Below are 16,785 nucleotides of genomic sequence, written 5' to 3' on the forward strand. Positions count from 1 at the left end.
GCCTGCCCCGCCTTTTCCGCTTGGCTCTGAGGTCTGGAGACGTCGATGACCTACCTTACCCGCAAATCGCTTTCGCGCCGGACCGTGCTTCGCGGGGCCGGCGCCTGTCTTGCGCTCCCCTTCCTGGAATCGATGATACCCGCCGCGTCATCCGGGCTGCCACCGGCGCGGACGCGGCTCGGCTTCTTCTATGTGCCCCATGGCGCGGTGATGGACAGGTTCCGCCCGGCGACGCTGGGCGCCGGCTTCGAGCTGTCGCCCACGCTGCGGCCGCTGGCTGCCTTTCATGACAAGATCAACGTCATCAGCGATCTGACGCTGCCGCTCGCCTACACGCAGGATGCCTCGGCCGCGGCCAATCACAGCAGTTCTTCCGCCGTCTACCTCTCCGGCACGGCGATGACCAAGAATGTGAACAAGCTCGGCATGACCGCGGATCAGGTCGCCGCCAAGCATCTGGGCCAGGATACGCCCCTACCCTCGCTCGAACTCGGCATCGAGGAGCCCTCTGCGATCTGCGGCGAAGGGTGGAGCTGCGCCTATCGCGACACGATCAGCTGGCAGGACGCCAACACACCGCTGCCAATCCAGCGCAACCCGCAACTGCTGTTCGAGCGCCTGTTCGGCGCCGGTGGCACGCCGGAGGAACGCGCCGCGATCTGGAGTGAATCGCGCAGCATGCTGGACACGGTAACCGACCAGACGCGCAAGCTCTCGGCCGATCTTCCGGCCGAGGACCGGCGGCGGCTCGACCAGTATCTCACCGACGTGCGCGAGGTCGAACGGCGGCTGGAACTGACCCAGGCACAGACCAGCCACGACATCATGGTGCCGGAAAAGCCGATCGGCATTCCCGAGGATTTTGAGACGCACATCAAGATGATGTTCGATCTGCAGGTTCTGGCCTGGCAGACCGAGCTGACCCGCATTTCGACGCTGATGCTGGCGGTCGAGAACAGTAACCGCATCTATCCGGGAAGCGGCGTGATGGAGAGCTTCCATCCGCTCTCGCACCACAGCAACGTGCCGGCCAACAAGGACCGGCTGGCGCAACTCAATGCCTATCACGTCTCCATGTTCGGCTATCTGCTCGACAAGATGGCCAGCACGCCCGATGGCAATGGCTCGCTGCTCGACAACAGCATCCTGATGTGGGGCAGTGGGATGAGCGATTCCAACGTCCATAATCACGGCCCCCTGCCGATCGTCCTCGCGGGCGGCGGCTCGGGCAAGATCGCCGGCAAGCGCCACATCAGCGGCGGCGTCGGCAAGGATCGTCCGCTCTCCAACCTGCTGCTCTCCATCCTGCAAAAGGCGGGCGCACCGGTGGAAAGCTTCGGCGACAGCGACGGCACGATCGACATCTGATGCCGGCCACAAGCAAACGCATCGCGCTGGCAGGCCTGGCGCTCCTGGCGCTCGCCCTTGTCGCCTTCCTGCTGCTGCGTCCGCAGCGGCCGGTGCTGCCGCCGGCCAAGGCGCAGGAGCTGGGCGTGCAGATGGCCTCGGCGGCACGTGACAATCAGCTCAAGCGCATGTACGAGCTGGTCGACAGCGGCGCCAATCTCGATGCGCGCTCGCCGGACGGCACGCCCGCGCTGCACTGGCTGGCGCGGCGCAACCTCGCGGACGATGTCGACCGCCTGCTTGATCTTGGCGCCAATGCAGGCCTCACGAACGAATATGGCCTCACGCCCTTGCATGTGGCCGCCGAATTTGGCGCGTCCGCTGTGCTGCGCCGCCTGCTCAAGGCCGGCGCGCCTGTGGATACCCTCTCCCACACCGGCCAGACCGCGCTCATGATCGCCGCGGGCGAAGGGGACGGCGCCAACGTCAAGGCGCTGCTTGCGGCCGGTGCGAACCCCAATTTCACCGACAAGGCCTATGGCCAGACCCCGCTGATGCTCGCGGTGCGCGGCGGCAGCGTGGAGGCAGTGCAGGCGCTCATCGCGGCCGGCGCCAACGTCAATGCGGCCACGAAGCTGGGCAGGAAGCCCGAGTTCCGCGCGCCCGGCGAAGGCGGCGGCTCGCATGGCGATGGCATCGTGCGCGGCGGCGTGCCGCCCGAGGGTTCGCGCGCCGAGTGGCCCGGCAAGATCACCCCGCTCCACCTCGCCGCGCGCGAGGGCACGGTCGAGATGGCCAAGGCGCTGGTCGAGGCCGGCGCGAAGATCGAGCAGCCCGAGGCCAATGATGCGCGCCCGCTGCTCGTGGCGGTGCTCAATGACAATGTGCCGGTCGCCCAATATCTGCTGGACAAGGGCGCCAATCCCAACGCCGCCGATTGGTACGGCCGCACGCCGCTCTGGGCCGCCGTCGACGTGCGCAACATGGAGCTGGATACCGACACCGCCAAACAGAAGGGCGTGGATCGTCCCCGTGCGCTCAAGTTCATCGGCGCGCTGCTCAACAAGGGCGCCAACCCCAATGCGCGGGTGATGCGCTATCCGCCGACCCGCTTCTGGCTGCTGACGGCTGGCTCTCTGTCCTGGGTCGATTTCACGGGGCAGACGGCGTTTCTGCGCGCCGCCCTCTCCGGCGATGTGGACGCCATGAAGCTGCTCGCCAGCAAGGGCGCCGACCCCAATATCACGACGAACAACGGCACCACGCCGCTCATGGCCGCTGCCGGCATCAACTGGGTGTTCTTCCAAACCTTCGATGAGGGCGAGGACAAGCTGCTCGAAGCCGTGCGGCTCTGCCACGAGCGGTTCGGGCAGGATCTGAACGCGACGAATGCCATGGGGCTGGCCGCCGTTCATGGGGCTGCCAATCGCGGATCGAACAAGATCCTGGCCTATCTGGCGAGCAAGGGCGCGCGCTTCGACATTCGGGATGCCGAGGGCCGCACGCCCTACACCTGGGCGAAGGGCGTATTCCTGGCGACGACCGCCGCAGAACCGAAGCCGGAGTCCATGAAGCTGATCGAGCAGGTCTGCGCGCGTACCGGGCAATCCTGCGGCATCAACTGACATCGTCCGGACACAGCGGACCGCATCATTCGGGGGATTTTCGTGCAGGACTTCATCTTCTTCCTCGGTCGCTTCCACGTTCTCGTGCTGCACCTGCCGATCGGCATTCTGATGCTGGCGATCGGACTGGAGATCGCGACGCGCTGGCCGCGCTTCGCCGCCCTGCGTCCTGCCGTCCCGGCGACATGGCTGATCGGCGCGCTCTGCGCCTTTCTGACCGTGACATTGGGCTATATGCACGCGAGCGAGCCCGGCTTCACCGGCGAGGCGGTCAACTGGCACCGCTGGAGCGGCGTGCTACTGGCAGCCAGCGCGCTGCTGGTCTGGGCCTGGCAGCGCGAATTCCCGAAAATCTATGACCGAGGCTGGCCGCTCGCCTGCCTGATCACCGGAGGGTTGCTCGTGGCCACCGGCCATTTCGGCGGCAATCTGACGCACGGCCCGACCTACCTCACCGAATTCGCGCCCGGCCCGCTACGCTCTGGCCCTGGCGGCCGGTCACCGGTGACCAATGTCGCCGATGCGGATATCTTCCTCGATGTGGTCCACCCCACCCTGCAGACGCGCTGCGCCTCCTGCCACAATGATGACAAGCGCCGCGGCGCCCTCTCCATGGCGACCTACAAGAGCCTGATGGAAGGCGGCGAGAGCGGCGCGGTGATCGATCCCGGTGAAAAGCAGCGCAGCGACCTGTATCGCCGCATCACCCTGCCCGCCGACCACAAGGACTTCATGCCCAAGAACGGCCGCACGCCGCTCACCCCGGATGAAGTTGCGGTCATCGGCTGGTGGATCGAGGCCGGCGCCCTGCCGGAAGGCACGGTGGGCAAGCTGAATGCCCCCGAGGACGTCCGCGCCAAGATCGCCAAGGTGCTCAGCCTTTAACCGCAAGCCGCCACGCCGGGCCCGCTGGTGGGATAAGGAGCTCGGCCAATCCACGTTGCGCCTCTCGCGCAGTGATCCAGTCGTTCTAAGCCCAGCCCTCATAAAAAAAGGGCGGATCGATTATCCGATCCGCCCGCCGCAATGTTGTTAGCGGGTGCCGGGGCACCCGCCCCGTCAGAAGTCGTAACGGATCGACGCACCGATCATGCGCGGCTTTCCACGCACCACCGAGAGCATGTTGCGCGGCGGCGCGCCGACACCGGTGGGCGTGAAGCTGTCGAAATAGGCCCCGCCGAAGCGGGTGGCGCCCGTCGCATAGGTCTTGTCGAACAGATTGTTCGCGAAGACCGAGATCACCACCGGCACATTCTTCGGCATGAAGCGAATGCGGGCGTTAACGAGGCTATAGGCCGGAAGCTGGTACTTCGAATCTGGGTTGTCGAGGTTCAGCGTGGCCTGATCGTCGGTGTAGCTCCAGTTCATGTTGACCGTGAACTCGCCGAATTCGGCTGGCACGTTGAGCGTTCCGCCGAGGCTCAATTGCTTGCGCGGGATATCCGGGAAGAGGAACGGCCCGCCATTACGCACCGGATCGAGTTTGACGCCGGTCAGCGAGCCGCTGGCATCGAGCGAGAAGTTCCGCGAGAGGCGCAGGCGGCTGTCCAATTCCAGTCCGTAAACGTCGATGTCGCCGGCATCGACAACCTGAAGGTTGAACCCCAGCGGGCAGGACGGTCCCGTCGTGCAGGTCACGCGACGCGCTGACTGCCGGTTGCCCCATTGCATGTAGAAGACGGTCGGATTGACGATGAACGCCCGGTTGAAAAGCGCCATACGCAGGCCGACTTCATAGTTACGGACGGTCTCGGGCGGCACGGTCGGCACGCCGTCGCCGCTCTGCGCCGGGCCGGGAATGTTGTCGGCGATCGAGAAGCTGTAGAGGCCTGCCTTGTACGCCTTAGAAATCGTCGCATAAGCGAGGATATCCGGCGTAATCTTGTAGTCGATGGTCGCGCGATAATCGACCTGCTGCCAATGTCGCGAACTGTCCACGAAGGTCGATGTTGTGCCGGGCGCCGGCGTGAAGTCCGACGAGGCATATTCGATCGATTCGATCCGCTTGCGGTCATACGCATAGCGCAGGCCGCCCGTAAAATTGAGCCGGTCGGTCACGTGCCAGGTCGCGCTGACGAAGGCACCGAAAGAGTTGGCCACCTGCGTCGTGTCGGCATCCTGCCGGCGGACCAGGCCGCCATCGGCATTGCCGTTAGGGCTGTTTGGATAGACGCTGGTGCCCTTGCGGGTAATGGTCAGGCCCTGCTCGTCCGACTTTTCGTAGAAATAATTGAGGCCACCGACGACATCGAGCGCGCCACCGAACGGCGCCGCGTTGAGCTGCAGTTCCTGATAGAAAACCTTCGACCCGGTATCGAGCTTGCGGTTCTCCGTGCCCAACTGCTGGTAATCGATCACCCCGTTGAAATCGAGCTTCGACAGGCCCGAGGTCGAGGACAGGGTGACATCATCGGACAGCTCGTAGGACATGCGCAGATCGGCCTGCCAATAGACCGACGTGTTCCGCTGCACGCACTCTTCGCCAAAGTCGGGATTGAAATCATCCAGCATGCAAATGTCATGCTGGCGATATTTGTCACCGGTCACCACGCGCGGATCGTTATAAGGCGCAATCGGCGCCTGACCGACGGACTTGAAGGCATCATTGAGCCAGTCGCCATAATTGCCCTGAATGCCGACAAAGCCCGGCGCGGGCTCGATGCCCGGTCGCAGATCGAGCTCCTCGGTGACGATCGGCGACCCATTGGCGCGGGAATCGGTGTAGAGAAAACCCAGCGTGGCACTGAAGCGGTCATTGGGTTCGTACAACGCCTGCACGCGCCCGACATAGTCCGTGGACGCGCCGTTCTTCTCGGTACCGCGCTGCACCCATCCGCCCTGATGCAGATAGGCGCCCTGCGCGCGCACGGCCAGCGTATCGCCGATGGGAATATTGATCGCGCCGACGATATCCGCCCGGTCATAATTGCCGGCCGTCACCTGCGCATAGCCTTCCGTCTCGCCGAGGCGCGGCTGCTTGGTGAAGTAACGCACCGCACCGCCCGTGGAGTTGCGGCCGAACAGCGTGCCCTGCGGGCCGCGCAGCACCTCGATCCGGTCGATATCGATCACTTTGAGAACCGAGCCGGCGGTGCGCGGCATGTAGATGCCGTCGATATACAGGCCCACGCCGCGCTCGCCGAGTGCGCCACCGCCGCCGCCGATGCCGCGGATCGTGAAGGAGGGGGTGGATGTGCTGCCGCCGCGCTGCGGGGCGATGCTGAGATTGGGTGTCTGGTTGGCCAGATCCTCCAGATCCTCGATGCCGCGGGCTTCCACCATTTCTTCGTTCACGGCGACGATCGAGAGCGGGGTATCCTGCAGGTTCATCGCGCGCCGCTCGGCGGTGACGACGATGTCATGGATGACGGAGGTCTTGTCCTCATCGTCATTATCAACGTCTTGCGCGGAAACCGGAGAGACGCCGCCCGCCCCCATCAACGCGGCGCCAGCCAATAGCAATCCATTGCGCCGCAAGGGCGCCCGTCGAACGATCTGCATGTAACCTCCCCTAGATGGAAACCTCTGGCTTCCGGCCCCGCACCTTGTCGGTGACCGAAGCAGGGAGGGGTATTGCAGGCCAATTATCGATGCACAAGAGTTTTGTTGATTTTGATAACGAAATGGATCATCCGTTCAGGCAGATAGCTTGACGAGGTCTCGAACAGCCAAAACAGTTTCCCAGAAACCAGCGTCATTCCAGCCAGAATCAGCACGTCACGCACATCTGCGCGACGCGTTTCTGCCTAAATGCTGTTGTTGATTTGAATACCGCCGAACGATCGCCGGGGACCGGTTGATCGATCGATCAGCCGCGCGCCATCGCGCGCGCATTTTCCATCAGCAAAGTGAGGACGGCGCGATAGCGGGCCTCTTCTCCGGGCTCCAGAACCCCCAGCAACCGCGCGTCCCGATCAGCCTCCGCCGTGGTCAGCAGGCGCCACAAGCCGCGCCCCTCCGCCGAGAGATCGAGCAGGATGTCGCGGCGGCCCGGCACTTTCGTGCGGTTGACCAGCCCGATGCTCTCGATGCGCGTCAACGCGCGCACGATTTGGCTCTTGCTGGCCCCCGTCGTGCGCGTCAGGCTGAGCTGGGTCATCGGCTCGTTCTTGCCGATCAGCAGCAGCATATCCGCCTCAAAAGATGAAATCGCTCCGACCCGCTTGGCCAGCAGGGTGGCGGTGCGGTTGAGATAGGAGGCCAGCGTCGTCAATGGCGGCAGAACCATCACATGGACGCGCGCATCGGCAATGCCCGGCTCGTTTCGTTCATTGGGGCGCCGCTCCGACTTGCGCTCCGCCCCCGGCTCCTGCGTCCCGCCGGACAGCTGGATTTCCGCGTCGAGCATCGCCGCTGCCTCGTCGATCATGAAGCGGGTCGCGCGGATGAAAAAGTCCCGCGTCGGCGCATCGAGCCCGCCGCAGACCTCCACATTGCGAGCAATGGCAACCGCGAGGATTTCCTCGTAGACCGCCCGGCCCTTCTCGGTGAATTCCGCCTTGGAGCGCACGTCGGGACGGTGCACGAGGCCCTTGGCGGTCAGGTGCGCCAGCGACCGACTGATCTGCGCGCGCTGAATGCCCGAGAGGCGCGCAATCTGCGTGAAGGTCACCTTGCCCCGGCGACCGATCAAAGACAGCAGCCGCCGATCGAGATTGGCAAGATCCAGCTCGGCATCGATCTGCCGTGCGCTGGACATTTGCGCGGTCGCCAGAAGACTGTTGATCAGCCTGCCAAAAGGCGTGCGCTCGGGCGCCTTGCCAGCGGATAATTCCGGTTCTCGCGACATGATGCGCGTTATGCAATGAAACGCGCCAAAGCCAACCGGAAATCGCGAGCGCGGGGAGATCAGGGCGGGACACTAGGGTAGCGAACTGGTCACCAGCTTGCTGCGAGACCGGCTGCTTGGACCTGACTCATTGCCCCGATCCTGTCCTTCATCCGAAGGACAGACGGCGCGGCGGCGCTTCCATATGGCTCCAGACATCATCTGGAGAAAAGCGGAATGCTGGCTGACAACAAGGTCATAATTACAGTCGCGATCAACGGCGGAATGCAGCAGGACCGCGATGGAGCGGTGGTGCCCAAGCAGCCGGTCGAGATCGGCGAAGCGGCCGCGCGTTGCTATGAGGCGGGCGCGGCGATGGTGCATTTTCACGCACGCGGCCCCGATGGCATGAACAGCGGTGATCCCGCGATCTATGCCGAGGCGATCCGCGAAATTCGCGCCCGTTCGCCGATCCTTGTGCAGACCACCAACGGCATTGGCGTTCGCCGGGACAAACTGACCGGGCAGTTGCACTGGCCATCGGACAAGGAGCGGCTCGGTATTCTCTCCATTGAGCCGTCGCAGGACTTGTTCGGCATCGCCGCGGGCTCGGCGGATTTCTACAATCCGGGCGGCAATTATCCGGGCGAAACGCCCTATGTGAATTCGCCCGAACTGCTCAAGAGCACGATCAAGGCGGTCTATGAACGCGGCTCGGCACTTGAATATGAAGTGGTGGAAGCCAGCGCCCTCCATCGCCTGCTGCGCTATGCCAATGAGGGCATTTTCGATCGTGATCGGGACAATATGTGGCTGCTCCATGGCGGTGGCTTCGGGGCAACGCCGGCGATCGCTCGCAATGTGATCTTCTCGATCGATGAGGGCCTGCGGCTTTTCCCCAAGGCCATCGTCGGCGTCACCGCCACCGGGCAGGACATGTTCCGCTTTGTCACCCTGGGCATCGCCATGGGGTGCGATCTCGTGCGCGTCGGCCTGGAAGACAGCCTGTACATGCCGGACGGCTCAATCGCGCGGGACAATACCGACATGGTGCGCGCCGCGACGCAGATCGCGGCGCTCTATGGCGCAAAGCCCGCGACGGTCGAGGAAGCCCGGGCAAGGTTCGGCCTCAAATCATGAGGCCGCCTGTCCTTCGGATGAAGGACATATTTCGGCCCGCAGAGCCGCTACGTCACAAGAATAAACAGAAACAAAGGGAGATTGTATGTCGAGCCGGCTAATCGTGCTGTTATCGGGCACAGCCCTGAGCATCATGCCCGCCCTTGCGCATGCGCAAGCCGTCACGGCTGCTGCCCCACAGGATGGCGCAGCAGGGCTTGAGGATATCGTCGTCACGGCGCAGCGGCGGGAAGAGAATCTGCAGCGCGCGGCCGTCTCTGTCACCGTCCTTTCCGGCGAAAATCTGACGACGCGAGGCGTGACCACGGCAGCGGCGCTGACCCAGGTGGCTCCTGCGCTGCAGGTCACGGCAGGAACCGGACCCTATACCGTGCTGACGATCCGGGGCGTCAGCAACTTTGGCGGCAACGCCTTCTCCGACCCGGCCATCGCCGTCAATTTCTCAGGCGTATATCTTGCCAGCCCCACGGCGGTGCAGGGCCTGTTCTATGATCTTGAGCGCGTCGAGGTGCTGAAAGGCCCGCAGGGCACATTATATGGCCGCAACGCGACGGGCGGTGCCATCAACATCCTGCCGCAGCACGCCCGCATCGGTGAGCGTGGCGCGCAACTCAATTTTGAAGTCGGCAATTATGCGCGGGTTGCCGCGTCCGGCGCTGTCAACCTCCCGGTCGGCGAGAGCAGCGCCTTCCGCGCCGCATTCCAGATCCTGCAACGCGATGGCTTCTTCTCGGACGGGCTCGACGATGAGCGCGGTCAGGCCGTCCGGCTCTCCTACCGCCTCCAACCGAGCAGCGCCGTCACCATCGACATCGTCGGGGATTATACCCATCAGGGCGGCCGCGGCGGCGGCTCGACCGTGCGCAAGCGCTGCGGGCCGGACATCTGCTATTTCGGCGACCCGCGCACCAGCCTTTCCCAGCAGGATGCGGCATTTGCCCCACTCGCGCGGCAGACCGACAATTCGTTCATCGACAGCGACTATTATGGGCTGCTCGCGAACGTGAATGTCGAGGCCGATGCCGGCACGCTGACGCTGATCCCCGCTTATCGGACATCCAGGCTGAGCTACACCAGCGCGCAGACCGGCTTCCAGATCATCGAGCAGCAGCAGCCCGAGCAGATTTCGATGGAAGCGCGGTTCGCCTCGCCATCGGGCAATCGCTTTGGCTGGCTGATCGGGGCCTACTATCTCGACACGCATGTCACCGCCCGCTCGAACACGGAAAGCGCGGCCGCCCTCACCTACAGCGATCAGATCATCGACACATCGGGCAAGACCGCCGCCGGCTTCGGCCAATTGACCTTTGCGATCGTGCCCACATTCCGCGTGACCGGGGGCCTGCGCTACACCTGGGAGCGCAAGACCAGCGACAGCGAGCGGTACACCATCCGCAATGCTCCGGGGCCGGACCCGGTCATTCCCCTCGTCCCGGTCGGCGCGCCGGCATTTGTGGTCGATCGATCGCTGACCTTTGAAGCGGTCACATGGCGTGCCGGCCTTGAGTTTGATGCGGGGCCGCGCTCGCTGATCTATGCCAATGTCGGCATCGGTTTCAAAGCGGGCGGTTTCTTCCTCGGCCCGCCGGGCGCCAACAGCTTCGAGCCGGAAAAGGTGACCGCCTATACCATCGGCACGAAGAACCGCTTCCTCGACAACCGCCTGCAACTCAACGTGGAGGCGTTCCTGCTGGATTATAAGGATCAGCAGCTCGGCTATGTGAAGCTCATTCCCCCGGCCGTGGTTCTGGTGACGGAGAATATCGGCCAGGTTCGCACCAAGGGCGTGGAGGCCGAAGCAGAACTGCTGGTCTCCCCGACCACCCGGATTGGGCTGCAGGCCCAATGGCTGGATGCCCGGGTGAAAAAGCTCGTCTATAATTCGGTTTCGACCCCCGGCCCGACCTCACAATGCCGCACCGCCGGCACCACGGTCGATTGCAGCGGGCTTCGCGCGCTCAAGTCGCCGGAGTGGGTGGTCGCTGCCTCGCTGGAACAAAGCTTCACGCTCGGATCGGGCGACCGCATCATCGCGAACATCTTCAGCCGCTATGAAGGGCCGCGCGAGCTGGATCTGGCCTACACGCCGGAAACGCGCGTTGGCGGATCGACCCGGACGGATGCAGTTCTGACCTATGCGTTCGAGGGCAAGGGCATGAGCATCAGCGCATTCGTCAACAACATCGAGGATGACGTCGTCGTCAACAATGTGGCGCCAAACCCGGCCTATTCGACCATTGGTGTGGTCGCGACGTCGCTTCGCCCGCCACGGACCTACGGCGTGCGACTGTCGGGAACCTTTTGATTTCACCCGCATCACTCCAACGGCCAGGTGCGAAAGCCTCGACGCTTCTGATCGTGTCGATCTGTGCGATGGTCTATTTTCTGGACGGGCTGGTCCACACGATCATGGGGCCGCTCGCTCCCGAATTCGCGCCGATGCTCGGCCTTGGTGATGCCGATCTCGGTCCGATCTTTTCGGCCAACCTGATCGGCCAGTGCATCGGCCTGATTGCGTTTCCTCCGCTGGCCGCGAGATTTGGCGACCGGTGGACGGTGGGGCTGACCCTCGCCGGCTTTGGCGCCGCTCAGGCCTTGACGGGTCTGGCGAACAGTGGCGAGCAGTTGTTCTGGATGCGGCTGATAACCGGCGTCCTGTTGGGTGGCTGTCTGCCGAGTTGCCTGGCAATCGTCACGGCAGCCGCCCCCCTCGAACGCCGTGGCCTGGCGATCACCTTCCTGTTCACCGGCTACGGCCTCGGCGCCACCATCGCGGGCATCGTCGCCATAGCCTTTACCGGACTAGGCGGCTGGCGCGTGGCGATGGGCGCGGTGGGACTGCTCTGCCTCGCGACATCCATCATCACCATCATGGTTCTGCGGGACGCCGAGGATGTGGTACCGCAAAGCGATGCGCCGCAGCCCAGGGCCAACCCCTTGAGCCTTCTGGCGCCGGACTATCGGCTGGGCACGGCGATGCTGTGGCTCGTCTTCATTGCCATGCTGACCATCAGCTACTGCCTCAGCTCGTGGCTACCGGTTCTGCTCGTCCGCCTCGGCTACGCGCCAGCGTTCGCGGCCATGGCGCTCTCCATCTTTTCCTTCGGCGGCATTGCTGCAGCGCTGTGCATGGGCCTTTTTATCGACCGCTACGGCGCGTTTCGCGTTCTCGTCTCGTCCCTGCTCATCGCAGCAGCGTTCTTCTTCGTGGCCGGCCAGATTGTGGGCGCGTCCTCGGCCTTGGTCCTCCAACTCGTTCTGGCAGCCTGCGGCTTCTTCGCCCTCGGCGCTTATGGCGGCGTGAATGTCATCCTCGCCAGCTTCTACCCGCCGCACCTGCGATCGACTGGCATCGGATGGGCCAAAAGCGTCGGCCGCATCGGGACGGTCGCGGCGCCGGTGCTGATTGGCGCGCAGCTTGAGGCGGGCATTGCGGAGACCACCATTCTGGCCTCCTTTGCGGTGCCGGCTATCGCGGCAGCGATTGCGTTGATCGCCATGAAGGTGTTCAAGAGGCGTGGAGTCGCGACTGAGGGGGTATAATCCCAGAGGCGGCAGGAGAGCTGAATGTCCTACATCCGCAAGATCGAGGAATGGCGCGCCCCCGTCTCCATGGGTGCCATCTATGAACGCTTGCTGGAAACCGCCGGGACCGACCAGTTCGGCACCGCCGTCCATGATTCGGTGATGACGGTCACCGGTGGCGCGCGCAGAATTTACCTGTTCGAGGCGACGGGCAGAGAAACCAGCGACCTGCAATATTTCTTCGGCGAACCACGCGTGGAAGCAATGCTGCCGGCTTATAGCCAGCATTATCACAATATCGACCCGGTGTGCGACGCCTATAGCGCAGCGCCATGCGTGAGCGACCTTGCCATCCAGCGCATCCGGCCGCCGGACATCAGCTCCGATGAGTTCCGCAGGCGCTTCTTCGATCAGGCCGGTATCGTTGAGCGCGTCTCGATCATCCAGCGCGGACCACAGGCCTGGCGCGTCATCAATGTCGCGCGCCATCGCTCCACCGGCCTGTTTATGGATAGCGAGCTGGACGCATTGGTGGGTCTGGCCCGCCTGGCGCTGCCGATGCTGCCCCTCAACCGCAGGCGCGCCCTTTCCTGCTTCTCCTCCGCCCAGCACATCGAAAGCCGACTGCGGCACCTCTTCCCAAATCTGACACGGCGCGAGCGGCAAGTCTGCGCCCGCGCAACCGCCGGCATGTCGGTCGAGGCAACAGCGCTGGATCTGGGTATCGCGAAAACGAGCGTCATGACCTACCGAAAGCGCGCCTATCAGCGACTGGGGATCAGCAGCGTGCCGGAATTGTGTGCGCTGGCCGCGCATTGATCCGAGGAAAGCCACGACGAGGTCTGGCGGAGCGGGAGGGATTCGAACCCTCGATACGCTTTTGACGTATACTCACTTTCCAGGCGAGCGCCTTCGACCACTCGGCCACCGCTCCGCATGCACTGGAGCCGTGCGCCCTAGCCGGGTCGCGCGGCTTTCGCAAGGTGCCTTTGCGCATCAACATTGACGACGCCGCGCCACTCGTGCGCAGGCACGCCGGCTGGGCGGGTTCGGCCGATTTGCGCCTGGAGAGCGCGCGCCCCCCATCCTCCCCCGCCCAGCCGGGAACCGCCGCCCGGCGCGAGACGTTAAAACCCTGTCAGCAACAGGAGCCCGTCATGATCCGTCTTGCCATCCTCAGCCTGCTCATTGCCGGTGCGGCCGCCCTGATGGGCTTTGGCGGCGTGGCGGGGGCGTTTGTCGGGATTGCGAAGGTGCTGTTCTTCATCGCCCTTGCGCTGTTCGGGATCTTCCTGGTGCTCGGCATCCTTGCCGGGCGCCGCATGTCCCGCGTGCTCGACTAAACCGCGCGGTTATCGCCCGCCCAGGGCTTTCTGGCGGCGTCGCTGCACGGACGATCCTAGCCCGATGGCCTCACGATATTTGGCCACCGTGCGCCGCGCGATGTCGAAGCCGCGCTCACGCAGCAGATCGACCAAAGAGTCATCGGAGAGGATCGCATTCGGCGGTTCATCGGCGATCAACTGTTTGATGTGGCTCTTCACAGCCTCGGCCGATGCTGCCTCACCGCCATCTGCTGCGGCAATTGCGCTGGTGAAGAAGAATTTGAGCTCATAGGTCCCGCGCGGGCAAGACAGATATTTGTTGCTCGTCACCCGGCTGACCGTGGACTCGTGCAGCCCCACCGCATCGGCGACCACGCGGAGAGTAAGTGGACGCAGATGGGCCACGCCATGGCGGAAGAAGCCCTCCTGCCGCCGCAGGATTTCCTCGGTCACCCGTAGGATGGTGCGCTGGCGTTGGTCGAGCGCCTTGATGAGCCAGTTGGCACTGGCAAGGCAATCCGACACCCAAGCCCTGGACGTCTTGTCCCGCGCGCCGCTCGCCAATTGGTGATGATAGCGGCGATTGATGAGGATGCGCGGCAGCGTCGCACCGTTGATCTCCACAGACCAGCCATTACCCGCAGGCGCGATGAGCACATCCGGCACCACGGCTGCAGGCCGATCATTGGCGTAGCGCAGGCCGGGCTTGGGATCATAGCCGCGCAGCTCGCGGATCATGTCCGCCATATCCTCCTCATCCACCCCGCAAATCCGGCGCAGATGCGCGATCTGGCCCTTAGCGAGAATGTCGAGATTGGCGATCAGCGTCGCCATGGCCGGGTCATAGCGATCCGCCTCCTTGGCTTGCAGGGCGATGCATTCGCTGAGGCTGCGCGCCGCGATACCGGCAGGATCAAACCCCTGGATGACGGCCAGCACAGCCTCTACTTCTGCCAGCGGCACGCCCAGCCGGTAGGCGGTCTCCAGCAGATCGGCCTCCAGATAGCCGGCATCGTCGATCTGGCCGATCAGCTGCTCGGCGATCATCAGTGCCCGGCCGGAGAGCGCGGCACCGGCTTGGTGCATCAGATGCTCGTAAAGCCCTTGCTCGGGTGCCGCGAAACTGTCAAAATCCGGGCCTTCACTACCGAAGTCGCCGGATGTCCGGCCAGTGTCCGCCCCGCCCGGCAGCGCGCGGTCGCTTGGGCCATCGTCGATGAAGGTCTCCGCACCGTGATCAACATCCAGCGGCCCGTCCGCCTCGCCGCTGCCCTTGCCGATCAGCACGTCGGCCGGAGCGTCGGGCCCCGATTGCGGTTCTACGCCGTCCGGAAGCTCGGCCTGCTCCCGCGCGGGCAGCGCGATGTCCGTGCCGGCTTCCAGCAGCGGATTGCGCTCCAGCTCGCCGCCGATGAATGCCTCAAGCTCCAGATTGGACAGCGCCAGCAGCTTGATCGCCTGCTGGAGCTGCGGCGTCATCACCAGCGACTGGCTTTGCCGAAGATCGAGGCGAGGCGCCATCGCCATGGGTGGTGCTGCCCCTCAGCCCGTCCGCGACCGGCCCGCCATCACAGCGAGAAACTCTCGCCCAGATAGAGGCGGCGGACATCGGCATTGGCGACCAGTTCGGCGGGGCTACCGGCAAACAACACCTTGCCATCGTAGATGATGCAGGCGCGATCGACGATCTCCAGCGTCTCGCGGACATTGTGATCGGTGATGAGCACGCCGATGCCGCGCGTCTTGAGATCCTTCACCAGATCGCGAATGTCCGCGATGGAGAGCGGGTCGATGCCGGCAAAGGGCTCATCAAGCAGCACGATGGACGGATTGGCTGCCAGCGCCCGCGCGATTTCGCAGCGCCGACGCTCACCGCCGGAGAGCGCCATGGCAGAACTCGCGCGCAGGCGGGCGAGGCCGAATTCCTCCAGCAGCGTCTCCAGCTTCTGTGCCCGCGCCGCCTTGTCCGGCTCGGCCAGTTCCAGCACCGAGAGAATGTTCTGCTCCACGGTCATGCCGCGGAAGATGGAGGTTTCCTGCGGGAGGTAGCCCAGACCCAGGATCGCGCGACGATACATGGGCAGGCCGGTGATATCGGTACCTTCCAGCAGGATGCGGCCCGAATCGGGCTTCACCAGACCCATGATGGAATAGAAGCAGGTCGTCTTGCCTGCGCCGTTCGGCCCGAGCAGCCCGACGACTTCGCCATGGCCGACCTCAAGGCTGACATCGGCGAGGACGGTGCGCTTGTCGTAGCTCTTGGCGATGGAAATGACCTGCAGGCGATGATCCTCTGCCGCGCCGGCGGTGTCGTCCGCGACTGCGGGATCGCGCATCGTGTCTGCCTCACTCATCGCCTTGTCCTCATTTCCAGATCATCCTGATCGCCGGCCCTGTCGAACCGACGTTCCTCCGCAGCTTCCACGATCTGGCAGGAAAATTGCATGGAGACCGAATCGTTCAAGGCAGCGAAAAAGGCAAGCTTTTTGGCGCCGCGTCCGGCCTTTTCCTACTGATCGCCGCTCTGGCGAACCTGGAACGTGCCGGAGACGCGACCACCCGACTGGGTGGTGCCCGGCGCGCCGCCAGCGGCAGAGCCATCCACCGTCGAGCGGCCACTGGCCAGATCGATGACGAGGCGCGAGCCGGTGAGGCGGTTGCCGCCCTGATTGAGCTGCACATTGCCGATCATGGTGATCAGCCGGCGATTGAGATCATAAATGGCGACCGAGCCACTGGCCCGCTCATTGCCGCGCGTCACGACGACACCGCCCGAGGCGTCGAGTCGGTCGATCTCGATGCCGCCGGTGTTGTGATAGGCCACGGTAAGACGTTGCGCCGTCATGGTCATGCCGGCCTGCGTCACCTGCACATTGCCGGAGACGACGACGCGGTCGGCGCGATCCTGCACCTCGATACGGTCCGCCGAGAAATCGACCGGCGCGCGTGTATTGTGCCCCCGCAGAACCTGCGCATCGGCAACGCCGGCAATCGCGACCAGAGTGGACCCGGCCAGGGCGCCGGCAGCGACAAGAAGGAAGGGTCTGCGCATCGA

At 64.3% G+C, this 16,785-nt stretch carries 13 protein-coding genes and 1 tRNA gene; 8 read left to right on the forward strand and 6 right to left on the reverse strand.

Features of this window, described 5'->3' with window-relative positions:
* Positions 1-45 precede the first annotated feature (45 nt).
* The 3 genes from M2341_RS15020 to M2341_RS15030 are packed head-to-tail and all read left to right on the forward strand — an operon-like array spanning position 46 to position 3,857.
* Positions 46-1,368: a DUF1552 domain-containing protein gene (locus tag M2341_RS15020; RefSeq protein ID WP_264585787.1), complete on the forward strand. Its 1,323-nt coding sequence runs from the start codon at positions 46-48 to the stop codon at positions 1,366-1,368.
* Positions 1,368-2,972: an ankyrin repeat domain-containing protein gene (locus M2341_RS15025; protein ID WP_264585788.1), complete on the forward strand. Its 1,605-nt coding sequence runs from the start codon at positions 1,368-1,370 to the stop codon at positions 2,970-2,972. Before M2341_RS15020 ends, M2341_RS15025 begins: the two co-directional genes overlap by 1 nt.
* 42 nt (positions 2,973-3,014) lie before the next feature.
* A complete protein-coding gene (locus tag M2341_RS15030) occupies positions 3,015-3,857 on the forward strand; it encodes a c-type cytochrome domain-containing protein (RefSeq protein WP_264585789.1) in 843 nt (280 codons plus the stop codon).
* A gap of 174 nt (positions 3,858-4,031) precedes the next feature.
* Here M2341_RS15030 and M2341_RS15035 read toward each other — a convergent pair whose 3' ends face one another.
* Together M2341_RS15035 and M2341_RS15040 are read right to left on the reverse strand one after the other, a co-directional pair.
* The gene (locus M2341_RS15035; protein WP_264585790.1) at positions 4,032-6,473 is read right to left on the reverse strand and encodes a TonB-dependent receptor; all 2,442 of its coding nucleotides are present in this window, start codon (positions 6,471-6,473) and stop codon (positions 4,032-4,034) included.
* A 307-nt stretch (positions 6,474-6,780) separates the two neighbouring features.
* On the reverse strand, positions 6,781-7,671 hold the full coding sequence (locus tag M2341_RS15040; protein ID WP_264571331.1) for a MarR family winged helix-turn-helix transcriptional regulator: 891 nt from the start codon (positions 7,669-7,671) through the stop codon (positions 6,781-6,783).
* 306 nt (positions 7,672-7,977) lie between these two features.
* Between M2341_RS15040 and M2341_RS15045 the strand changes: the two genes are divergently transcribed.
* The 4 genes from M2341_RS15045 (at position 7,978) to M2341_RS15060 (ending at position 13,224) form a co-directional block, all read left to right on the forward strand.
* The gene (locus M2341_RS15045; RefSeq protein WP_264585791.1) at positions 7,978-8,880 is read left to right on the forward strand and encodes a 3-keto-5-aminohexanoate cleavage protein; all 903 of its coding nucleotides are present in this window, start codon (positions 7,978-7,980) and stop codon (positions 8,878-8,880) included.
* Between the two features lie 85 nt (positions 8,881-8,965).
* Positions 8,966-11,185, forward strand: a complete 2,220-nt coding sequence (locus M2341_RS15050) for a TonB-dependent receptor (RefSeq protein WP_264585792.1) — start codon at positions 8,966-8,968, stop codon at positions 11,183-11,185.
* A gap of 53 nt (positions 11,186-11,238) precedes the next feature.
* Positions 11,239-12,423: an MFS transporter gene (locus tag M2341_RS15055; protein WP_264585793.1), complete on the forward strand. Its 1,185-nt coding sequence runs from the start codon at positions 11,239-11,241 to the stop codon at positions 12,421-12,423.
* A 24-nt stretch (positions 12,424-12,447) separates the two neighbouring features.
* Positions 12,448-13,224: a helix-turn-helix transcriptional regulator gene (locus tag M2341_RS15060; RefSeq protein ID WP_264585794.1), complete on the forward strand. Its 777-nt coding sequence runs from the start codon at positions 12,448-12,450 to the stop codon at positions 13,222-13,224.
* A gap of 24 nt (positions 13,225-13,248) precedes the next feature.
* Here M2341_RS15060 and M2341_RS15065 read toward each other — a convergent pair.
* Positions 13,249-13,339, reverse strand: a tRNA-Ser gene (locus M2341_RS15065).
* A gap of 223 nt (positions 13,340-13,562) precedes the next feature.
* Between M2341_RS15065 and M2341_RS15070 the strand changes: the two genes are divergently transcribed.
* Positions 13,563-13,748, forward strand: a complete 186-nt coding sequence (locus tag M2341_RS15070; RefSeq protein WP_264571939.1) for a DUF1328 domain-containing protein — start codon at positions 13,563-13,565, stop codon at positions 13,746-13,748.
* Between the two features lie 9 nt (positions 13,749-13,757).
* On the opposite strand, the gene rpoN is transcribed toward M2341_RS15070, so the two are convergent.
* The 3 genes from rpoN to M2341_RS15085 form a co-directional block, all read right to left on the reverse strand.
* On the reverse strand, positions 13,758-15,257 hold the full coding sequence (rpoN, locus tag M2341_RS15075; RefSeq protein WP_264585795.1) for an RNA polymerase factor sigma-54: 1,500 nt from the start codon (positions 15,255-15,257) through the stop codon (positions 13,758-13,760).
* Positions 15,258-15,298: 41 nt separating this feature from the next.
* Positions 15,299-16,066 (reverse strand): LPS export ABC transporter ATP-binding protein, encoded by a 768-nt coding sequence (lptB, locus tag M2341_RS15080; protein ID WP_264572359.1) that lies wholly within the window; start codon positions 16,064-16,066, stop codon positions 15,299-15,301.
* A gap of 173 nt (positions 16,067-16,239) precedes the next feature.
* A complete protein-coding gene (locus M2341_RS15085; RefSeq protein WP_264574928.1) occupies positions 16,240-16,782 on the reverse strand; it encodes an LptA/OstA family protein in 543 nt (180 codons plus the stop codon).
* Positions 16,783-16,785 lie beyond the last annotated feature (3 nt).

Source organism: Sphingobium sp. B7D2B (assembly GCF_025961895.1).
Classification (GTDB): domain Bacteria; phylum Pseudomonadota; class Alphaproteobacteria; order Sphingomonadales; family Sphingomonadaceae; genus Sphingobium.

Bases quoted from the DNA above. Each gene is read 5' to 3' on its own strand.
- M2341_RS15020 (WP_264585787.1), top strand. From the start codon at position 46: ATGACCTACCTTACCCGCAAATCGCTTTCGCGCCGGACCGTGCTTCGC.
- M2341_RS15025 (WP_264585788.1), top strand. From the start codon at position 1,368: ATGCCGGCCACAAGCAAACGCATCGCGCTGGCAGGCCTGGCGCTCCTG.
- M2341_RS15035 (WP_264585790.1), bottom strand. From the start codon at position 6,473: ATGCAGATCGTTCGACGGGCGCCCTTGCGGCGCAATGGATTGCTATTG.
- M2341_RS15040 (WP_264571331.1), bottom strand. From the start codon at position 7,671: ATGTCCAGCGCACGGCAGATCGATGCCGAGCTGGATCTTGCCAATCTC.
- M2341_RS15045 (WP_264585791.1), top strand. From the start codon at position 7,978: ATGCTGGCTGACAACAAGGTCATAATTACAGTCGCGATCAACGGCGGA.
- M2341_RS15050 (WP_264585792.1), top strand. From the start codon at position 8,966: ATGTCGAGCCGGCTAATCGTGCTGTTATCGGGCACAGCCCTGAGCATC.
- M2341_RS15060 (WP_264585794.1), top strand. From the start codon at position 12,448: ATGTCCTACATCCGCAAGATCGAGGAATGGCGCGCCCCCGTCTCCATG.
- M2341_RS15070 (WP_264571939.1), top strand. From the start codon at position 13,563: ATGATCCGTCTTGCCATCCTCAGCCTGCTCATTGCCGGTGCGGCCGCC.
- rpoN (WP_264585795.1), bottom strand. From the start codon at position 15,257: ATGGCGATGGCGCCTCGCCTCGATCTTCGGCAAAGCCAGTCGCTGGTG.
- lptB (WP_264572359.1), bottom strand. From the start codon at position 16,066: ATGCGCGATCCCGCAGTCGCGGACGACACCGCCGGCGCGGCAGAGGAT.
- M2341_RS15085 (WP_264574928.1), bottom strand. From the start codon at position 16,782: ATGCGCAGACCCTTCCTTCTTGTCGCTGCCGGCGCCCTGGCCGGGTCC.